This is a genomic window from Streptomyces sp. NPDC021622 (genome assembly GCF_040640795.1).
In the GTDB taxonomy this organism is placed as follows: domain Bacteria; phylum Actinomycetota; class Actinomycetes; order Streptomycetales; family Streptomycetaceae; genus Streptomyces.
The window spans coordinates 365,526-382,498 of sequence record NZ_JBFACK010000007.1; the positions used below are offsets into that span (position 1 = coordinate 365,526).

16 protein-coding genes are annotated in these 16,973 nt (G+C 69.9%); 10 read left to right on the top strand and 6 right to left on the bottom strand.

Annotation, left to right across the window (positions count from 1 at the left end; translation table 11 throughout):
• Positions 1-165 precede the first annotated feature (165 nt).
• The gene (locus AB0G47_RS17140) at positions 166-723 is read left to right on the top strand and encodes a hypothetical protein (RefSeq protein ID WP_360769909.1); all 558 of its coding nucleotides are present in this window, start codon (positions 166-168) and stop codon (positions 721-723) included.
• Here the strand turns inward: AB0G47_RS17140 and AB0G47_RS17145 are convergent.
• A complete protein-coding gene (locus AB0G47_RS17145; protein WP_360769912.1) occupies positions 678-932 on the bottom strand; it encodes a hypothetical protein in 255 nt (84 codons plus the stop codon). The genes AB0G47_RS17140 and AB0G47_RS17145 overlap by 46 nt on opposite strands.
• A gap of 249 nt (positions 933-1,181) precedes the next feature.
• Between AB0G47_RS17145 and AB0G47_RS17150 the strand changes: the two genes are divergently transcribed.
• Positions 1,182-1,682: a hypothetical protein gene (locus tag AB0G47_RS17150; RefSeq protein WP_360769915.1), complete on the top strand. Its 501-nt coding sequence runs from the start codon at positions 1,182-1,184 to the stop codon at positions 1,680-1,682.
• Between the two features lie 52 nt (positions 1,683-1,734).
• Here AB0G47_RS17150 and AB0G47_RS17155 read toward each other — a convergent pair whose 3' ends face one another.
• Positions 1,735-4,422 (bottom strand): SpoIIE family protein phosphatase, encoded by a 2,688-nt coding sequence (locus tag AB0G47_RS17155; RefSeq protein ID WP_360769918.1) that lies wholly within the window; start codon positions 4,420-4,422, stop codon positions 1,735-1,737.
• Positions 4,423-4,633: 211 nt separating this feature from the next.
• On the opposite strand from AB0G47_RS17155, the gene AB0G47_RS17160 reads away from it, so the two are divergent.
• The 6 genes from AB0G47_RS17160 to AB0G47_RS17185 all read left to right on the top strand — a co-directional run bounded on the left by AB0G47_RS17160 (position 4,634) and on the right by AB0G47_RS17185 (position 11,304).
• Complete coding sequence (locus AB0G47_RS17160) at positions 4,634-5,752, top strand: PP2C family protein-serine/threonine phosphatase (protein ID WP_360769921.1); 1,119 nt, start codon at positions 4,634-4,636, stop codon at positions 5,750-5,752.
• A gap of 200 nt (positions 5,753-5,952) precedes the next feature.
• A complete protein-coding gene (locus AB0G47_RS17165) occupies positions 5,953-6,888 on the top strand; it encodes a zinc ABC transporter substrate-binding protein (RefSeq protein ID WP_360769924.1) in 936 nt (311 codons plus the stop codon).
• 8 nt (positions 6,889-6,896) lie between these two features.
• Positions 6,897-7,826 (top strand): metal ABC transporter ATP-binding protein, encoded by a 930-nt coding sequence (locus tag AB0G47_RS17170; RefSeq protein ID WP_360769927.1) that lies wholly within the window; start codon positions 6,897-6,899, stop codon positions 7,824-7,826.
• Entirely contained in the window at positions 7,823-8,740 is a 918-nt protein-coding gene (locus AB0G47_RS17175) for a metal ABC transporter permease (protein ID WP_360769929.1), read from the top strand. Before AB0G47_RS17170 ends, AB0G47_RS17175 begins: the two co-directional genes overlap by 4 nt.
• Positions 8,741-8,806: 66 nt before the next feature.
• On the top strand, positions 8,807-9,118 hold the full coding sequence (locus AB0G47_RS17180) for a DUF1490 family protein (RefSeq protein ID WP_360769932.1): 312 nt from the start codon (positions 8,807-8,809) through the stop codon (positions 9,116-9,118).
• Positions 9,119-9,120: 2 nt separating this feature from the next.
• A complete protein-coding gene (locus AB0G47_RS17185) occupies positions 9,121-11,304 on the top strand; it encodes a cation-translocating P-type ATPase (protein ID WP_360769935.1) in 2,184 nt (727 codons plus the stop codon).
• A gap of 13 nt (positions 11,305-11,317) precedes the next feature.
• Here the strand turns inward: AB0G47_RS17185 and AB0G47_RS17190 are convergent, their stop codons facing one another.
• A complete protein-coding gene (locus AB0G47_RS17190; RefSeq protein WP_360769938.1) occupies positions 11,318-11,635 on the bottom strand; it encodes a hypothetical protein in 318 nt (105 codons plus the stop codon).
• Positions 11,590-12,390 (bottom strand): saccharopine dehydrogenase NADP-binding domain-containing protein, encoded by an 801-nt coding sequence (locus tag AB0G47_RS17195; RefSeq protein ID WP_360769941.1) that lies wholly within the window; start codon positions 12,388-12,390, stop codon positions 11,590-11,592. The genes AB0G47_RS17190 and AB0G47_RS17195 overlap by 46 nt, the downstream gene beginning before the upstream one ends.
• Positions 12,391-12,517: 127 nt before the next feature.
• Between AB0G47_RS17195 and AB0G47_RS17200 the strand changes: the two genes are divergently transcribed.
• Positions 12,518-13,441, top strand: coding sequence for an NAD(P)/FAD-dependent oxidoreductase (locus AB0G47_RS17200; protein ID WP_360769944.1), 924 nt, complete (start codon positions 12,518-12,520; stop codon positions 13,439-13,441).
• A 48-nt stretch (positions 13,442-13,489) separates the two neighbouring features.
• On the opposite strand, the gene AB0G47_RS17205 is transcribed toward AB0G47_RS17200, so the two are convergent.
• Positions 13,490-15,235, bottom strand: a complete 1,746-nt coding sequence (locus AB0G47_RS17205; protein WP_360769946.1) for a condensation domain-containing protein — start codon at positions 15,233-15,235, stop codon at positions 13,490-13,492.
• Positions 15,236-15,472: 237 nt separating this feature from the next.
• On the opposite strand from AB0G47_RS17205, the gene AB0G47_RS17210 reads away from it, so the two are divergent.
• Positions 15,473-16,129: a response regulator transcription factor gene (locus tag AB0G47_RS17210; RefSeq protein ID WP_360769949.1), complete on the top strand. Its 657-nt coding sequence runs from the start codon at positions 15,473-15,475 to the stop codon at positions 16,127-16,129.
• 68 nt (positions 16,130-16,197) lie between these two features.
• Here AB0G47_RS17210 and AB0G47_RS17215 read toward each other — a convergent pair whose 3' ends face one another.
• Complete coding sequence (locus AB0G47_RS17215) at positions 16,198-16,968, bottom strand: alpha/beta fold hydrolase (protein ID WP_360769952.1); 771 nt, start codon at positions 16,966-16,968, stop codon at positions 16,198-16,200.
• Positions 16,969-16,973: the final 5 nt, after the last annotated feature.

Genomic DNA, 16,973 nt, shown 5'->3' on the forward strand with positions numbered 1-16,973 from the left:
ATGCGCCACCTGAAAACGCCACGTCGCGCCACCCCTTCCACCACGTAGAGATATCTACCAGCATGAACATGGCGAACCGGGCCAGAGCACCGGACGTCGGGATTTTTGCGGTCTGCCGAGGGGGTCAGATCTGGCACCACGACATCAGCCTCACGAAGGAGAGCCATGAGAAGTCACGCGCGACAAGCAGTTGAGTGGCTCGCCGCCGCCGCGACGGACCCCCGGGCATGCAAGCGGGCATGGCACGCAGAGAACGGGACCGCAGTACTGGCATCCGGACGGTTCTGGGATGTGCTGAGCGTGCCGGAGGAGCTGGGCCTTTTCACCCTCGACGTCCTGTTGCGCACCCCGCTGCAGGAACCCGGCCCCACACTTGCGGACTTCGCCGCGCACCGGGTGGGCTTCTTCCTGCCCCCGGATCCCGAAAGTCGCTGGGTCGGCTCCGGCATCCGTTACGCGGGCAAGGGCGCGTGGATTGCCGCACCGGCTCCCCATCGGGCAACCGGCTCTCTGCGATGGCTTGTCCCTCCCGACGGCTGCGGCACCCTGTTTGCCCCAACCGCCGTGGAACTGGCGCTCCATCAGGCCACCGGGATACTCGCCACCCTGCTCGAACCGGTCGCACCCCACGACCGCGGCCGTACGACCGCCGGCAGCGCGACCCGTCGCGGCCGTCGCTACCCGCGCGGAACCAGCGCACTGGACGGCAGCAGGTCGGAGTGACCGCCTACGTCGGTGCGGGGTGGGGTGACGAGGGCGGCCCACTGAGCATCGTCCCAGCCAGGCACCATCCGCCCCTTGGCCCACCACTCAGCCACCAAGGTGGAGTAGATCGGCGGGTTCATCCCGTACGCATCGGCGAGTTCGGCGTAGGGCGGATCGGCTGCCTCCTGGTCCAGGAGGCACCCGGTCGTGGTGGAAGTGCTGTCCATGCCGCTGCAACATGGGCGGGGAGGCCGGCGGTACGCCCGCCCTGGACGATGCCCCCGAATCGAGTGAGCACGCCCCCTCGATCGGGGCCATGTACTTGTCCGATAAGAGCTTCCGGACCGGCCATCGCCTCACCTCTCAACGGGCGTTTCCACTCGGAGAGTTGCGCGATGGCCGCCCCATGACCAGGTTCCAGATCCTGCCGGGCGCGGTGTCGACGTGCGGCCCAGATCGCTCGGCATTCTGAGGGCATGGATCATCGCAGCCTCGAACCGGCGGAAGCAGCGGCCCGGGACTACTCCGGCGCGGTCTACGGCTCGCTCCTTGCCGCCTCAGTCATTGCCGCGGTGGGGACGCTGGGTCCCTTCCCTCGGCTCCAGGTCGTGGTCATGCTGCTCACCAACGGTCTGGTCTTCTGGATCACGCACGTCTACGCCCGCGTTGTGGGCGACAAGCTGGCACATCAGGCGCTGTCGTGGGAAGTGATCCGCCGCGAGGCACGCAGGGAATGGCCGATCGCCGGGGTCGCGCTCCCGCCGGCTGCCGCCGTGGTGGTGTGTCCTTCCCTGGGGCTCAGCCCCTCAGGCACCGGGTGGGTTGCCCTCGGCGTCGCCCTCGCCGAGCAGGTCGGCTGGGCCACCGTGGCCCTCGTCAGAGCCGGTGCCCCGCGCCGGCTGATCGCCATGACCGGTGCGGTCAACCTCTTCGTGGGGCTGATCCTCGTGAGCGCGAAGGTCCTGGTCAAGCACTGAATTGCCGCACGCGTGCGCAGGGTGCGGTGCTGGTACAGGATCGCGTTCACCGTCAAAGTGCCACGGCCTCCGGCAGTGTCTGTTCGGCCCAGATCACCTTGCCCTGGGGGGTGTACCGGGTCCCCCAGCGCTCCGCTATCTGCGACACCAGAAACAGGCCCCGGCCTCCCTCGTCCATCGTCGCGGCGTACCGCAGATGCGGTGAGGTGCTGCTGCCGTCGGCCACCTCGCAGATCAGCGTACGGTCGTGGATCAGCCGTACGTGGATCGGCTCGGAGCCGTAGCGGATGGCGTTGGTGATGAGCTCGCTCAGGACGAGTTCCATGCTGAAGCCGAGCTCGGACAGGCCCCACTCGTCGAGCTTCTGGGACACGGCGTCGCGCATCCCCGCGACGGCGGCCGGGTCGAGCGGCACATCCCAGTCGGCGATCCGGTCGGGCGGCAGTCCCCGGGTGCGGGCGATGAGCAGGGCGACGTCGTCCTGGGGACGCCCGGGCAGCAGCTCGTCAAGCACGGCCTGACAGCTCTCCTCGGGCGGCCGGTCAGGGTGGCCCGCCAGCGCATCACGCAGCAGTTCCATTCCCACGTCCAGGTCGCGCCTGCGGTCCTCGATGAGGCCGTCGGTATAGAGGACGAGCTGGGCGCCCTCCGCGAGCTCCAGCTCGGCGGTCCGGAACGGCATGCCGCCGAGGCCGAGAGGCGGCCCGGTCGGCAGGTCCGCAAAGGTGACGGTGCCGTCGGGGTGGACGAGTGCGGGCGCCAGGTGCCCCGCACGCGCCATGACACAGCGGCGCGTCACGGGGTCGTAGATCGCGTACAGGCAGGTGGCCCCCACGACGCCCGCGGCACTGTCCGTACCCACCTCGTCCTGGTCGATCCGGCCGACCAGGTCGTCCAAGTGGCTCAGCAGCTCGTCGGGCGGCAGATCGAGTGTGGAGAAGTTGTGCACCGCGGTCCGCAGCCGCCCCATCGTGGCGGCTGCGTGGAGGCCGTGGCCGACCACATCGCCGACGACCAGTGCCACCCGGCTCCCCGGCAGGGGAATCACATCGAACCAGTCTCCGCTCACGCCCGACTGGGCGGGGAGGTAGCGGTAGCCGATGTCGAGGGCGCTCTGCTCGGGCAGGGCCCGCGGCAGCAGGCTGCGCTGGAGGGTGACCGCCACGGTGTGTTCGCGGGTGTAGTGGCGGGCGTTGTCGATGCCGACCGCGGCACGGGCCACCAGTTCCTCCGCCAGCGACAGTTCCTCCTCGTCGAAGGGCTCGCGCTGCTCGGAGCGCCAGAAGTTGGCCATGCCCAACACGACGCCGCGGGCCTGGATCGGGGCGGCGATGAGGGAACGGATGCCGTAGTCAATGATCTCCTTGGTGCGCTCCGGGTCCTGTGCGTGCCAGCCCGTGGCGGTCGACAGGTCGGTCACCAGCTCGGAGTGGCCGCTGCCGTAGCCGCGCGCCTGGGGCGTGGAGGGCAGAAAGTCGATCAGCCGGCCCTTTTCATAGAGCGGATGGTCGTCCCGGATGCCGCACACGGCCGTGCGTCGCATGGCCGGTGTGGCGGGGGTCGGCTCCTCGCCGTGCAGCACGGCGTCGGCCAGGTCCACGGTGACGAAGTCGGCGAAGCGAGGGACGGCGACCTGTGCCAGCTCCTCGGCGGTGCCACGGACGTCCAGGGTGGTGCCGATGCCGAGTCCGGCGTCGTACAGGAGCTTGAGCCGTTCCCGTGCGGTCTCGGCCTTGCCGGTCACGGCCTGCAGCTCGGTGGAGTCGCGCAGCGTCACCACCGTTCCCTCGGGGCCTCCGCCGCGATCCGTCGGCCGCTGGTTGACCGCAAGGAGCCGCTCTCCGGCGAAGTGCACCTCGTCGGTGACCTCGCGCCCGGAGACGAGCAGCGCCACTGTCTCGGGGTCGAGGCTCGACAGTTCCGACACGAGCCGCCCCTCGACGTCCGGGGGCAGCTCAAGGAGTCGTTTGGCCTCGTCGTTCGCCAGCAGCAGCCGTCCGTCGCCGGCGACGATGAGCACCCCTTCGCGCACGGAATGCAGGACCGCGTCGTGATGCTCGTACATGCGGGTCATCTCGTCCGGGGCCAGGCTGTGGGTCTGCCGTCGCAGCCGCCTGCCCACCAGCGCCGTCCCGCCGGTGGCCACCGCGAGCGCCCCGGCCCCGGCGCCCAGGATGATCGGTAGTTGCCGGTCCACCTGATTGCTCACGTTCTTGACCTTCAGCCCGGCGGAGACGAGGGCCACCACCTTGCCGTCGGCGTTTTCGACGGGGACGATGGCCTGCACCTCGTGGCCGAGCGGGCCGTGGACGCTTTCCGTGTAGACCTTCCCTGCCAGCGACGGTCCGATGGTGCCCACGAACTGCTTGCCGATCCGGTCCGGCAGGGGGTGGGTGTAGCGGATGCCCTTGGTGTCCATGACCACGATGAAGTCGACGCCGGCAGCCTTGCGCCCCACCTCGGTGAGCGGCTGGAGAATCTGGGTCGGGTCGGGGCTCCGCAGTGCCGCCAGGACACCGGGAGAGTGCGCGAAGGTCTGCGCCACGGCTACGGAACGGCGCTTGGCCTCTTCGTTGGTGTCCCGCTCGGACTGCAGGACGAGGGCGATGACGGCGCAGGCCACGAGCAGCACTACCACGGCCACCTGGAGCACGAACACCTGCCCGGCTACGCTTCGCGGACTCTTGCTGACAAGTGGCCTGAGCAATAGGCGACGAAAACGGGCGAAAAGACTCGCCATGCACCCTTTTTAGCACTGGCGATCCAAAGGGGCCAGGGCCCGCCCGACGACTGACCCCCACCCGGCCAGACCTTGGGCGACTGCTCAAGCATTGCGTTCCGCAGCCTCTGCCATTCCGGCCACTGCGGCATCCTGGTCGGCGGGATCCACCGCGCACGAGCACATACTCCAGCAGGGATAAATGCCCGCTTAGACCGATATGATGCCTTTCGTGATCACGTTCGGACGGCTGCGACGCCATCGTCCGCCCTACGGCGACAAGTGGGCCGCTGCCCATCTGTCACCGGTGATCCTTACCGTCCTCATCGCCGGCCTGGCGTTCTCCACACCGAGGCAGATTGCCTTCAGTCGCCTTCTGCCCGCCGCCCCCGCCCTCGCCGCCGCGATGTGGCCCGTGCTTCCCACAATCCTGTTGGGGGCGTTCTGCCTGTTGGTCATGATCAGCCTCAGCTTCTTCTACGCCGATCTGGGGACGCAGTACACGGCGGCCGCAATCGTCGCGGTCACCTTGGCTGCCGCATACGCAAGCCATGTCCGACTCCAGCGGGAGGAGATTCTCTTCCAGGTCCGGCTTGTCGCCGACGCAGCCCAGAAGGTGCTGCTGCGCCCCTTGCCGCGCCGCTTCGAGGACATCGAGATCGAGTCGCTGTATCTGGCGGCCCAAGAGCAGGCCCGGATCGGCGGCGACTTCTATGAGGCGGCCGACACACGCTACGGAGTCCGGCTGCTCATCGGCGACGTTCGGGGCAAGGGCCTGACCGCGGTGGGGGCGGCCTCAGCGGTGATCAGTTGCTTCAGGGAGGCCGCGTACGACGAGCCCGACCTGAGGGGCGTCGTCCATCGTCTGGAGACCAGCATCGCCCGCCATAGCGCTGCGTTTCTCGCCCCGGATCTGCCAGAGCACTTTGCCACCGCTCTCATCGCCGAGATCCCGCACGGCGGCGGCCACGTCAGACTTCTCAACTGCGGGCACCCCCCACCACTGCTTGCGCATGGCGGAAAGATCCGCATCCTGGAGCCCACCACCCCCTCGGCGCCTCTCAACCTCGCAGCACTCATCGGTGACTACTACTGCGTCGACACCGTGGCCTTCGCCCAAGGCGACCAGCTGTTGCTCTACACCGACGGCGTATCGGAGACCCGGGACCGCACCGGCGAGTTCTTCCCGCTGCCGGACTGGATGCGGCGGCAGGGCCCGGAGGAGCCCCGCGAGCTGCTCGACCGGCTTCACCGGGACCTGCTCCACTACAGCGGCGGAAGGCTGGACGACGACATCGCGGCCCTCGCAGTGAGGTGCCAGAACACCCAGGGCCAGGAGCACCCGGCGTAGGTGGCCCACCAGCAGTCCCTGTCGGTCGGGAGGCACCGGTGTGCAGCCGGACATCCCTTGCGTTGCCGCCGACAGACCCCGAGACATACGAAAGCCGGGAGCTCCAGCAGGGGCTGCGGCTCCGGTGGAGGGCGAGAAGCGTCGGGGCGATAATTCAGGTGATAACCGTTTCGGTTTCGCTTCGGTTGGGAGGCCCTCGTATGCAGGTGTCCTCGGCCCGCGGCGCGGTCCTGCTCATCGGTGTCACCCTGGTCCTGTCCTGCGGATGCGGCGGATCGTCGGACACCGGGTCCCCCGACAGCCCGCGGAGTGCGGCTGCGGCGGGCGCCGTCCCGGTTGTCGCCTCGACCAACGTGTACGGCGACCTTGTCGAGCAGATCGGCGGCGACAAGGTCGACGTCATCTCGATCATCAGCGACCCGGCGCAGGACCCCCACTCGTACGAGGCCAGTACGCAGAATCAACTGTCCTTGTCCAAGGCGAAGTTGGTCGTCGCGAACGGCGGCGGCTACGACGACTTCATCGGCAGGATGCTGCGCAGCGCGGACAACCCGTCGGTCGATGTCATCGACGCCGTGCAGGTCTCGGGAAAGGCCCCGGCCGAGGGCGGGGAATTCAACGAGCACGTCTGGTACGACGTCCCCACGGTGGACAAGCTCACCGACCAGATCGCGGACGCCCTGGCCAAGGCCGCTCCCGCCGACGCCGACGTATTCCGGCAGAACGCCAAGGCGTTCAAGGAGGAGCTGACGTCCCTCCAGGCCGAGGAAGCGCAGATCAAGGAGGACCACGAGGGCGCCGCTGTCGCCGTCACGGAGCCCGTTCCGCTGTATATGACCGAGGCGAGCGGGCTGCGGAACAGCACACCCGAGGACTTCAGTGAAGCCGTCGAGGAGGGGGACGATGTCTCTCCGGGCGTCCTGCGGGAGACGCTCGAGCTGTTCACCGACCGGCGGGTCGAGGCCCTCGTCTACAACGAGCAGACCTCCGGCCCCCAGACGGAGAAGGTCAAGGAGGCCGCCGAGGACAACGGGGTCCCGGTGGTACCCGTGACCGAGACCCTTCCCCGGGGTGAGGACTACGTCAGCTGGATGACGGCCAACGTCGATGCCCTCAAGAGTGCGCTGGACGGCTAGGACAGCTCATGGACCGCACGGAGGCCCTCACGCCGCTCTCCCGACCGGGTGACGCCGCCCGCGGGAGCCCCGACCCCGCCGCGCCGGTGATCAGCCTGCGGGGCGCCGCGCTGGCGTACGGCGACCGTGTGCTCTGGCGCGACCTGGACCTGGATGTGGAACCCGGGGAGTTTCTCGCGGTCCTCGGCCCCAACGGATCGGGCAAGACCAGCCTGCTGCGGGTGCTGCTCGGCCGGCAGCAGCTCACCGCGGGATCGCTGACGGTTCTCGGACGGGCCCCGCGGTGCGGCAGCCGGCACATCGGCTACGTACCCCAGCAGAAATCCCTGCCGGCACACACCATGCTGCGGGGCCGTGACCTCGTGCAGCTCGGTGTCGACGGGCACCGCTGGGGGCTGCGGCTCGCCCGCCGTACGGTCCGCCGCCGGGTGGACGACATCCTGGCCTCGGTCGGGGCGACGCCTTACGCGGATGTTCCCATCGGCAGGCTCTCCGGCGGCGAACAGCAGCGCGTCCGCATCGCGCAGGCCCTGGCCACCGACCCGCGGATCCTGCTCTGCGACGAGCCGCTGCTCTCCCTCGACCTGCAGCACCAGCGCACGGTCACCGCGCTGGTGGACCAGCGGCGCCGCTCCGCGAACACCTCGGTCGTCTTCGTGACGCACGAGATCAACCCCGTCCTGGGTCTTGTGGACCGGGTTCTGTATCTGGCCCAGGGGGGATTCCGCATCGGTCCGCCGGAAGAGGTGATGACCTCGGCCACGCTGTCGCAGCTGTACGGGACACAGGTCGACGTGGTCCGGGTCAGGGACCGCATCGTCGTCGTCGGCGCACCCGACGCCGCCACCGTGCACCACCACGCGCGCGGCCCGAACGGAAACGGTCTGAACGGAGGCGTGCTGAACGGAGGCGTGCTGAACGGGGGCGGACAGCCGTGACCGGACGTGAGCCGCTCGCCGAAGGGGACGACACGAGCGTCTGGCAGCAGATCTTCAACTTCGACAACTACGGCGAACTGCTCGGCCTGGTCCAGAACTCCCTGCTGGCCGGGGCCCTCCTCGGCCTGGTCGGCGGCCTGGTCGGGGTATTCGTGATCATGCGCGATCTGCCGTTCGCCGTGCACGGGATCAGTGAGCTGTCGTTCGCCGGGGCCTCGGCGGCGCTACTCCTCGGGCTGAACATCGTGGCCGGGTCCATCGTCGGTTCCCTGCTGGCGGCGGGAGCGATCGGCCTGCTCGGCGTCCGCTCCCGCGACCGCAACTCGATCATCGGCATCATCATGCCGTTCGGCCTTGGCCTCGGCGTGCTCTTCCTGTCCCTCTACAAGGGCCGGGCGGCGAACAAGTTCGGCATTCTGACCGGCCAGATCATCGCCGTCGGCACCCCGCAGATGGCGTGGCTCGTCGGCACGTCCGTGGTGGTGCTCCTCGCGCTCGTCATCGTCTGGAAACCGCTGACCTTCGCCAGCGCCGATCCGGAGGTGGCCGAGGCACGGGGTGTTCCCGTACGCGCCCTGTCCCTCGCGTTCATGCTGGTGCTCGGCCTCGCGGTGGCCCTCTGCGTGCAGATCGTCGGGGCGCTGCTGGTGCTCTCGCTCCTTGTCACCCCGGCTGCCGCCGCCGCGCGGATCACCGCTTCTCCCGTACTGCTGCCTGTACTGAGCGTCGTCTTCGCGCTGGTCTCGATGGAGGGAGGGATTCTGCTCGCCCTCGGCAGCACCGTCCCCATCAGCCCTTATGTCACGACGATCTCGTTCGTGATCTACCTCGTCTGCCGCCTGACCGGCAACCGGCGGGCCCGCGCTCCCTCCGCCCTCGGTTCGACCCGGCGGGTCACGGAGGCGCAGACTTGAGGAGAGTCCCGTCGTGCCCGATCGACCCCGATCGATCCCGTTCGGCACCGGCGGAAGGAGCCTGTTATGCATCCCGTCGCGCTCGTCGGTGCCGCAGGTGGGCGCCTCGTGCACTACGCGATCTCCGGTGTCGTGGGCGGCCTGATCATCAAGGGAGCCGCCAAGCGTCTTCCGGAGGCCAAGCCCGCAGCCCGCAAGGCGCTCGTCGGAGGCATCGCGAACGGAATCGTCGCCGGCCGGTGGGTCGCGTCGGCCGCTGAAGAAGCCCGGCTCAAGGCAGGCGACATGCTCGCCGAGGCCCGGACCACCCTGGGCGAAGAGGTACCGCCGCCCTCCGCTGTCAGCGTCGATGACCACGATCACGGACACGAGCACTGATCATGTCGGGCGTGGTCGTCTGCTCTGTCGCCACGGGCCGGGCCCGGCTGAGCGTTCCCTGGGTACGGGCCCGTCCCGGCAGCGCGGGCCTGGTCGACGAGCGCCTGACCGGCCTCGCCGGGTTCCGGGCGCTGCGGATCTTCCCGCGTACCGGAAGCGTGGTCATCTGGGTGGCGCCGGACCGCATGGACGTCGACCGTCTTGTCGCCCTGCTCGAAGAGGCGCCGCCCGATTCCGCGCCGGCCACCCCCACCCGTTCCACCCCCGACTCCTCCACCGGCGAGGTCGCCCGCCTGGTGGTCGGCGGCGCGGTCCTCGCACTCGTGGCACTGCGCCGTCTGCTGCGCCGCCCACGGATCACCCTCGGCTCTTCGGGATTCCTCGGCGCGGTGACCGTCTTCACCGGCCTGCCCTTCTTCCGCGGCGCGCTGCGCTCGCTCCGGGGCCGCAGCTCGCCGGGGACGGACACCCTGGTCACGGCGGCCACGGTCATCTCGCTGGTACTCCGCGAAAACGTCGTCGCCCTCACCGTGCTGTGGCTCCTGAACATCGGCGAGTTCCTCCAGACACTGACGCTGCGCCGCACCCGCCGCGCCATCGAGGAGCTGCTCACCATCGGTGAGGAGCGCGTCTGGCTCGTACAGGACGGCGTCGAGGTCGAGACGGCCATCGAGGACGTCGGGAGGGACGACGTGGTCGCCGTGTACGAGCACCACCGGATCCCGGTCGACGGACACGTCGTCTCCGGCGACGCACTGGTGGACCAGGCCGCGATCACCGGCGAGGCCCTGCCCGTCTACGCCCGCGCCGGTTCCCACGTCTACGCCGGCACCATCGTCGCGTCGGGTTCCCTCACCGTCCGGGCCACCTCCGTCGGACGGGACACCACCGTGGGCCGGATCATCAGCCGAGTCGAGGAGGCCCAGGCGGACCGGGCGCCGATCCAGACCGTGGCCACCCGCTTCACCCAGCGCTTCGTCCCCGTCTCCTTCGCGCTCGCCGCGCTGACGTACGTGCTCACGCGCGACGCGCGCCGCGCCATGACGATGCTGCTCATCGCCTGCCCGTGCGCGGCCGGCCTGGCCACGCCGACGGCCATCAGCGCCGCCATCGGCAACGGAGCGCGCCGCGGCACCCTGATCAAGGGCGGCACGCACCTGGAGGGCGTCGGGCGGGTCACGGCCGTCGTCTTCGACAAGACCGGCACGCTCACCTTCGGGCGGCCGCTGGTCACCAGTGTGGTCACCCTCAGCGACGTCTTCACGGCCGACGAGGTGCTGAGTCTGGCCGCCTCCGGAGAGCTGCACGCCCGGCACCCGCTCGCGCAGGCCATCGTCGCCCGCACCGAGGAGCAGCACCTGCACGTCCCCATCCACCAGGCCTGCGAAGTCGTGCTCGGCATGGGCATGCGAGCCGAGCTGGACGGCAGCCGTCTGCTGGTCGGCAGCCCCGCCCTGCTGCGCCAGCACGGCGTCGAGCTGACCAGACAGGCCCAGGGCTGGACGGAGCGGCTGCGGGGCGCCGGCGAGACCGTCATCTGCCTGGCCCACGACACGGACGTGATCGGAATACTGGGGGTCTCCGACGCCGTACGTTCCGGGGCCGAGACCGTCATCCGGCAGCTGAGGGAGCTCGGAGTGTCCCGCCTGGTGCTGCTCACCGGCGACGCCCCCGAAACGGCACAGGCCGTCGCCGACACGCTCGGCATCACCGAGGTGCACGCACACGCCCTCCCGGAAGGGAAACTCCAGCTGATCCGTGACCTGCAGGCCGAGGGGCACACGGTGGCGATGGTCGGCGACGGGACCAATGACGCCCCCGCCCTGGCCCTCGCCGATGTCGGGATCACCATGGGCGAGCACTCCTCGCACGTGGCGCTGGAGACGGCCGACATCGCCCTCGCGGGCAACGACCTGCGCCAGGTCGCCGCCGTCGTCGAACTCAGCCGCCACACGCTGCGCGTCGTACGCCAGAACTACGGCCTCGCCATCGGCGTCAACCTGCTCGGCCTGCTCGCCGGCGCCGGGGGATCCATGAACCCCGTCCTCGCGGCCCTGCTGCACAACACCAGCAGCATCGCCGTGGTCGGCAACTCGGCCCGCCTGGTCAACCACACCCCGCATCTGCCCAGGACGAACGGCGACGTGCTGAGGGCAGCACCGCTGGAGGACCGGCGGGTGCGTTGACGTCAGTACTACGTCACGTGATCTCCACCTCGGCCACTGAGTCCGCCGCCAGAGTCTTGACCACGGCCCGGGCATCGAGCACGTCCGCCGCGAAGTGCACGCCGGGCCGCGCTGCGCCGGACAGGACGTGTTGCGCGACGGTGGCCGTGAGGAAGCCGCTGAGCTCGTAGGAGTCCTCGGCGCGCAGGGTGAGGGTGCGGGCGGGTGAGCCGTCGTGGGTGTCGTGCCATACGCGGAACTCCTGCCCGTACCAGGATCCGTGACGGCGTACGTCCTCGTCCGCCGCTAGAACCAGGTCGGCGGTGTCCTCGGTGCCCATGGCCCAGGCCATGGCGAGCTCCTCGGCGAGGCGCTCGCCGCCGAAGACGGTGTACCAGTGCACCTGGCGGATGCCCACGGCCTCGGCGAGCCGGGCGGTCTCGGTGGGCAGATAGGGGAAGCGGTCACCGGCCGGGGGAAGGCTCGCAGGCGCAGGTCACGCCGCGGTTGCAGGGCTCGGTCGCGCAGCCGCCCGTCTTCCCAGGCGGCGGAGGGGATTCCGTGCTCGGGGCCTCGGGCGAGGAGTACGTCCCCCGCGGCGGCGGGGGTGAGCGCCGCCACGCCGCCCACGTATCCCTCCAGGCGGGCGGGGACCACGGCCGGGTCCAGCAAGGCACGCGGCAGGAGTCCGGAGAGCCCCGGCAGCGCTCCGGCGGAGAGCACCGCGCTGCGGCCCGCGCTCCGCCACGCTGCGGACCCGCCACCGCCCTCCGCCGTCAGCCGGGCGTGGACGGGGTCGTCGCCCGCCGCGTCGACGTAGTCCACGCCGTGGCGCAAGGCCGCCCGCGCGACCGTGTCGAGGACCCGATACGACGGGCCCGCGCAGTTGACGACGAGGCGACAGCGGCTGACGAAGGAGTCAAGCGTCGGCCCCCAGAGGTCAACGGCCGCCGTGCTGACGTCCGTTCCGAGGACGGCTTCGGCGCGGGACGGGTCCCGGCCGCCCACCAGGAGCGGGCCGATGCCGGCCTGCAGCAGGCGGCGTACCACCGCGCTGCCGACGGCTCCGTAGCCACCGAGGATGCCGATCTTCGGGGTGGAGTCCATGAGTTCGCCCTTTCGTTGGATGTTACGGCCCATCACATGAAGTTGATAACTATTATCAATAAGAGATCGATAGGGCGTGACGCCCTGCGGCGCAACACAGGCGCCTTGAGAACTGCGGAGGAGAACGATGTCGTACGACGTACTCGTGGTCGGTGGAGGTCCAGCCGGTCTCAACGCGGCGCTCGTGGCGGGCCGCCAGCGCCGCGACGTGCTGCTCCTGGACAGCGGCGCGCCGCGCAACGCGCCGGCGGCCGAGATGCACATGCTCCTCAGCCGTGACGGCTTCCCGCCCGCCGAGCTGCGGCGCATAGGCCGTGAACAGCTCGCGGCGTACCCGGGGGTGGTGGTCCGCGAGGCGTTGGCGACCACCGCGGAGAGGGAGGGGAACGGGTTCACGCTGACGCTCGCGGACGGCGAGCGGGTGTGGGGGCGCAAGCTGGTCATCGCCACCGGGCAGGTCGATGTCCTGGACCAGGTGGAGGGTCTGAGCGAGCTCTTCGGCCGGGGTGTCTATCACTGCCCCTTCTGTCACGGCTGGGAGACCCGCGGCATGACGCTGGCCGTCCTCGGTCATGAACTCCCCCAGGTCATGCAGGCGTTGTACGTCGCCGACCGGTTCAGCGACGACGTGGTGGTGTGCACGGACGGGCATCCGGTGCCCGAGCAGACTGCGGGCAGGCTCGCCGACGCCGGGATCGCCGTCGACGAGACGCCGGTCTCCCGGATCGAGGGCAAGGAGGGCGCGGTCCGGCTCGTCCTGGCGGACGGCCGGGTGCTCGAACGGCAGGCCGTCTACCACCGGGCTCCGACCCGCCAGCACTCCCCGCTCGCCGAGCAACTCGGCTGCGAGGCGCTTCCCGACGGCTGCGTACGCGTGGACGAGTTCCAGCGCACGAGCGTGCCCGGTGTGTACGCGGCCGGGGACGCCGCCCGGCTCGAGGCGCTGCCGGACGCGCTCACCTTCGTCGTCACGGGCGCCGCGGACGGGGCACGCGCCGCGGTCTGGGCGGAGCAGGAGCTCTTCCGGGAGGACGCGGGGCTCGGCGGCTGAGCCGGTGTGCGGCGGGAGCACGGCTTGTGCTCCCGCCGCACGACGTCGTCAACCCGCCTTGGGAGCGCCCGCCTCACGTACCGCTGCGGCGAGACCCGCCACCGTGGGGCGTTCAAGGAAGCGGCGGGGTGTCACCTTCCCGACTCCCTTGCGGGCCAGTGCGCCGAGCATCCGCACCGCGAGGAGCGAATCGCCGCCCGACGTGAAGAAGTCCGCCGCCCGGTCGTTCACCTCGTACCCGAGCAGCTCGGTCCAGTCTGCCGCGATGGCCAGTTCGAGGTCGTCACGGGGAGCTCCGGGCTCCTCGCCCGGTGTCTGCCGCGTCGACGGGACGGACAGCCGCCCTCCCATGGCTTCGAAGTCTGCCTGTCGGGCGTCCAGTTCGGCGGGCAGCTCGACCGGTGCCGACCAGCCCTCCTTGTCCACCAGAGATTCGACGGTGGTCAGCACGTCCTGGAACATGCGGTCCACATCCTCGGCCGTGAAGAGCTCCTCCACCAGTGAGAAGACGACGACGAGTTCGCCGCGCAGCTCGAAGAGGCGGACTTCGAGGGCCACCTGAGGGGTCCTCAGCTGCTGATGGTGGCTGAGCAGGTCGATCCGGCCCAACGGGCCTGCCTCGTAAGGGACTTCGCTTCCCAGTGCCGCGTCCACCCCGAGGGTGCTCTGGAAGACCACGGGGGCGACCGGACGGCGGGTGCCGCGGCGGCGGCCCAGCTCCCGGGAGACCTCGACTCCGGTGATCAGGTGGTGGGCGAGGGCGTCGCCCATGGACTGCTGGGCGCTGACGGCCAGATCGGCGAATACGGGGTTCTGCGGCAGCTCGACCGGCATCAGCATCGTGGACGAGAACGCTCCCACCAGGCGGGGCACGTCCGGGTGCAGCGGAAGCCGGTTCAGCTGGAGGGTGTTGAGCAGGAAGCGCCGGTGCCCACAGGCACGGGCCACTGCGGCTGAGAACACGGCGAACATCGCGGCCGACGGTGTGACACCGTGCTCGGCGCAGTGGGCGCGCAGCGCGGCCCACCGCTCGGCGTCGAGGACGGCCTGCCGGGTGCCCATCAGCGTCGGTCGTACGTCGGCGGGGTCCGCCACCAGGGGCAGTGCCGGGGGCAGCGGAAAGGCGTCGAGGCGCTCCCACCACCAGTCGCGGTCCTGACGCCACTGCTCGGTGTCGGGCAGGTCGCGCAAGCTGGTGACGTAGTCGCCGAAGTCGACCTCCAGCGGGGCGAGTACCGCGTTGTAGTCGGATACGAGGGCGAACAGATCCCGGTAGAAGACTCCGGACGACCAGCCGTCGATGATCAGCAGGCTGGTCGAGGAGTGCAGCCGGGCCCGCTGCCCCGGGAGCAGGGTGAGCCGCATGCCGAGGCCGCAGCCCACGGCCGGGTCGGGGCCCTCGGTGCTCATCTCCTGCCGGATCGCCGCGAGGGTGGTGGCAATCTCCTCCTCCCCCGCCGTGCTGAGGTCGGCCACCAGCAGCCGCGGCATGGCGTCGGGATCGTCGAGGGGGAGAATCCGCTGCCTGCCATCGGGAAGGATGCGCGCCCTCAGCACCGACTGGTGTTCCGCGAGGCGTTCCAGCGCGTCCTGGAGCGCCTCGGCGATCTCTTCGCTGTCGATGTCCTCCAGGCCGATGTCCACGTAGTGGTGGGCGGAGCGGTAGGAGAGCTCCCAGGCGTCCTGCTGGCCGACGAAGTACCCCTGCTGGAGCGGCAGCAGAGGAAAGGGTGCGTCCGGGTCGGCGCGCCGCTCGATGTCCAGATCCAGCCTGCGCGGCGCGCCGCTTCCCACGGTGCCGCGCTCGTGGAGGAGCGCGGCGAGGCAGCAGCGGCGCCGGGACGGGACGTTAGCGGAACATCAGCAGGACGTGAGCGGCGGGCACCAATCTGGTGATCAGGGACACGTTGAGCCTCCTAGGGCACACACGCAGTAGCTGATTATCTGGTCGACGAGGGGGTAGCGGTGCACGCTCATGTCTGCCGCGCTCGAACCCCTGGGCCTTCATGGACGCAGAAGGAGCTCTAGCCCGTGCAGCAGCAGACCAACGAGATTGTCCCTACGACCGAGCGGGTGCTGTTGTCCGTTCACACAACGGATCCCATTTCCCGGGCCGGAGTGCGCAGCCAGCTCCGTCAGTACGCGGAGATCGAGTTGGTGGACACCACACAGCAGGACTGCGGCCAAGTCGCCCTGCTCGTCGCCTGCTCCGTGGACGAGACAACTCTCCTGAGTCTGCGCACGCTCGTCCGCATCAAGGGCGTCCGGGCGGTCCTGGTGGTGGACCGGATGCGGGAGGCCGACCTGTTGGACGTCGCCGGGTGCGGCGTCACCTCGATCGTATGGCGACGAGAGGCCACGCCGGCGCGGCTGCTGCGGGCCGTGCTCGCCGCCCACCGGGGTGACGGTGACTTACCGGCCGATTTATTGGGCACATTCCTCACCCGCATGGGACAGCTCAACAGCAGCACACCAGGTCCGGCCGGACTCCCCACGATGGGAATGACCCCGCGTGAGGTCGAAGTCCTGCAGTTGGTGGCGGAGGGTCTTGACACCGGGCAGATAGCGGTCAAGCTCGCGTACTCCGAACGGACGGTGAAGAACGTCCTGCACACTCTCACCTCCCGCCTCCAACTGCGCAACCGCACCCACGCGGTGGCCTACGCGGTGCGTGCGGGCTACATCTGAGGTCCGCACACGGTCGCGTACGGCCGCGACGGGGGCTGGACCACCTCCTCGTCCAACCCCCGCCTCTCTTACGCCTGTCCGACGGCTACGGCACTGCGCAGCCCCTCACGCGTCAGCGAGATCACTTCCGCCGCTCGCGAGCTGAGGAAGAAGTGGCCCCCGCGGAACGTGTGGATCTCGAACGCGGCGTTCGTGTGGGAGCGCCACGCGTCGGCTTCGAGGACCGTCGACTTCGGGTCCGCGTCGCCTATCAGGGCGGTGATCGGGCATTCGACGGTCGCGGTCACGGACACGGAGCCGTACGTCTCGATGGCGCGGTAGTCGCTGCGGATCGAGGGCAGCACCATCCGCAGCAGTTCCTCGTCACCGAGTACTTGGGCGTCGGTGCCGCTCATGGCCTTCATCTCGGCCACGATCCCGTCGTCGTCCCGCTGGTGGACGTTCTCCACGCGTCGCGTCGACGGTGCGCGCCTGCCGGAGGCGAACAGCAGCGCGGGCTTGTGGCCCTTCTCCTCCAGCCTGCGCGCGACCTCGAACGCGAGGATCGCGCCCATGCTGTGCCCGAAGAGCACGACGGGCCGGTCGAACAGCGGCTCGAGTACGGGCGCGATCCGGTCGGCGAGCACGCCTATGTCGTCCACGTTCGGCTCGGACCGCCGGTCCTGACGGCCGGGGTACTGCAGGGCCACCACGTCGCAGTCGCTCTGGAGCGCGGCCGAGACGGGGAAGTAGAAGGTCGCCGATCCGCCCGCGTGCGGGAAACACACCAGCCGGACCGGGGCCTCCGGTGCGGGGTGGAACCGGCGGAGCCAGAGGTCACTGCCGTCGGTAACAGTCATGTTGA

Bases quoted from the DNA above. Each gene is read 5' to 3' on its own strand.
- AB0G47_RS17140 (WP_360769909.1), top strand. From the start codon at position 166: ATGAGAAGTCACGCGCGACAAGCAGTTGAGTGGCTCGCCGCCGCCGCG.
- AB0G47_RS17145 (WP_360769912.1), bottom strand. From the start codon at position 932: ATGGACAGCACTTCCACCACGACCGGGTGCCTCCTGGACCAGGAGGCA.
- AB0G47_RS17150 (WP_360769915.1), top strand. From the start codon at position 1,182: ATGGATCATCGCAGCCTCGAACCGGCGGAAGCAGCGGCCCGGGACTAC.
- AB0G47_RS17155 (WP_360769918.1), bottom strand. From the start codon at position 4,422: ATGGCGAGTCTTTTCGCCCGTTTTCGTCGCCTATTGCTCAGGCCACTT.
- AB0G47_RS17165 (WP_360769924.1), top strand. From the start codon at position 5,953: ATGCAGGTGTCCTCGGCCCGCGGCGCGGTCCTGCTCATCGGTGTCACC.
- AB0G47_RS17170 (WP_360769927.1), top strand. From the start codon at position 6,897: ATGGACCGCACGGAGGCCCTCACGCCGCTCTCCCGACCGGGTGACGCC.
- AB0G47_RS17180 (WP_360769932.1), top strand. From the start codon at position 8,807: ATGCATCCCGTCGCGCTCGTCGGTGCCGCAGGTGGGCGCCTCGTGCAC.
- AB0G47_RS17185 (WP_360769935.1), top strand. From the start codon at position 9,121: ATGTCGGGCGTGGTCGTCTGCTCTGTCGCCACGGGCCGGGCCCGGCTG.
- AB0G47_RS17190 (WP_360769938.1), bottom strand. From the start codon at position 11,635: ATGGCCTGGGCCATGGGCACCGAGGACACCGCCGACCTGGTTCTAGCG.
- AB0G47_RS17195 (WP_360769941.1), bottom strand. From the start codon at position 12,390: ATGGACTCCACCCCGAAGATCGGCATCCTCGGTGGCTACGGAGCCGTC.
- AB0G47_RS17200 (WP_360769944.1), top strand. From the start codon at position 12,518: ATGTCGTACGACGTACTCGTGGTCGGTGGAGGTCCAGCCGGTCTCAAC.
- AB0G47_RS17215 (WP_360769952.1), bottom strand. From the start codon at position 16,968: ATGACTGTTACCGACGGCAGTGACCTCTGGCTCCGCCGGTTCCACCCC.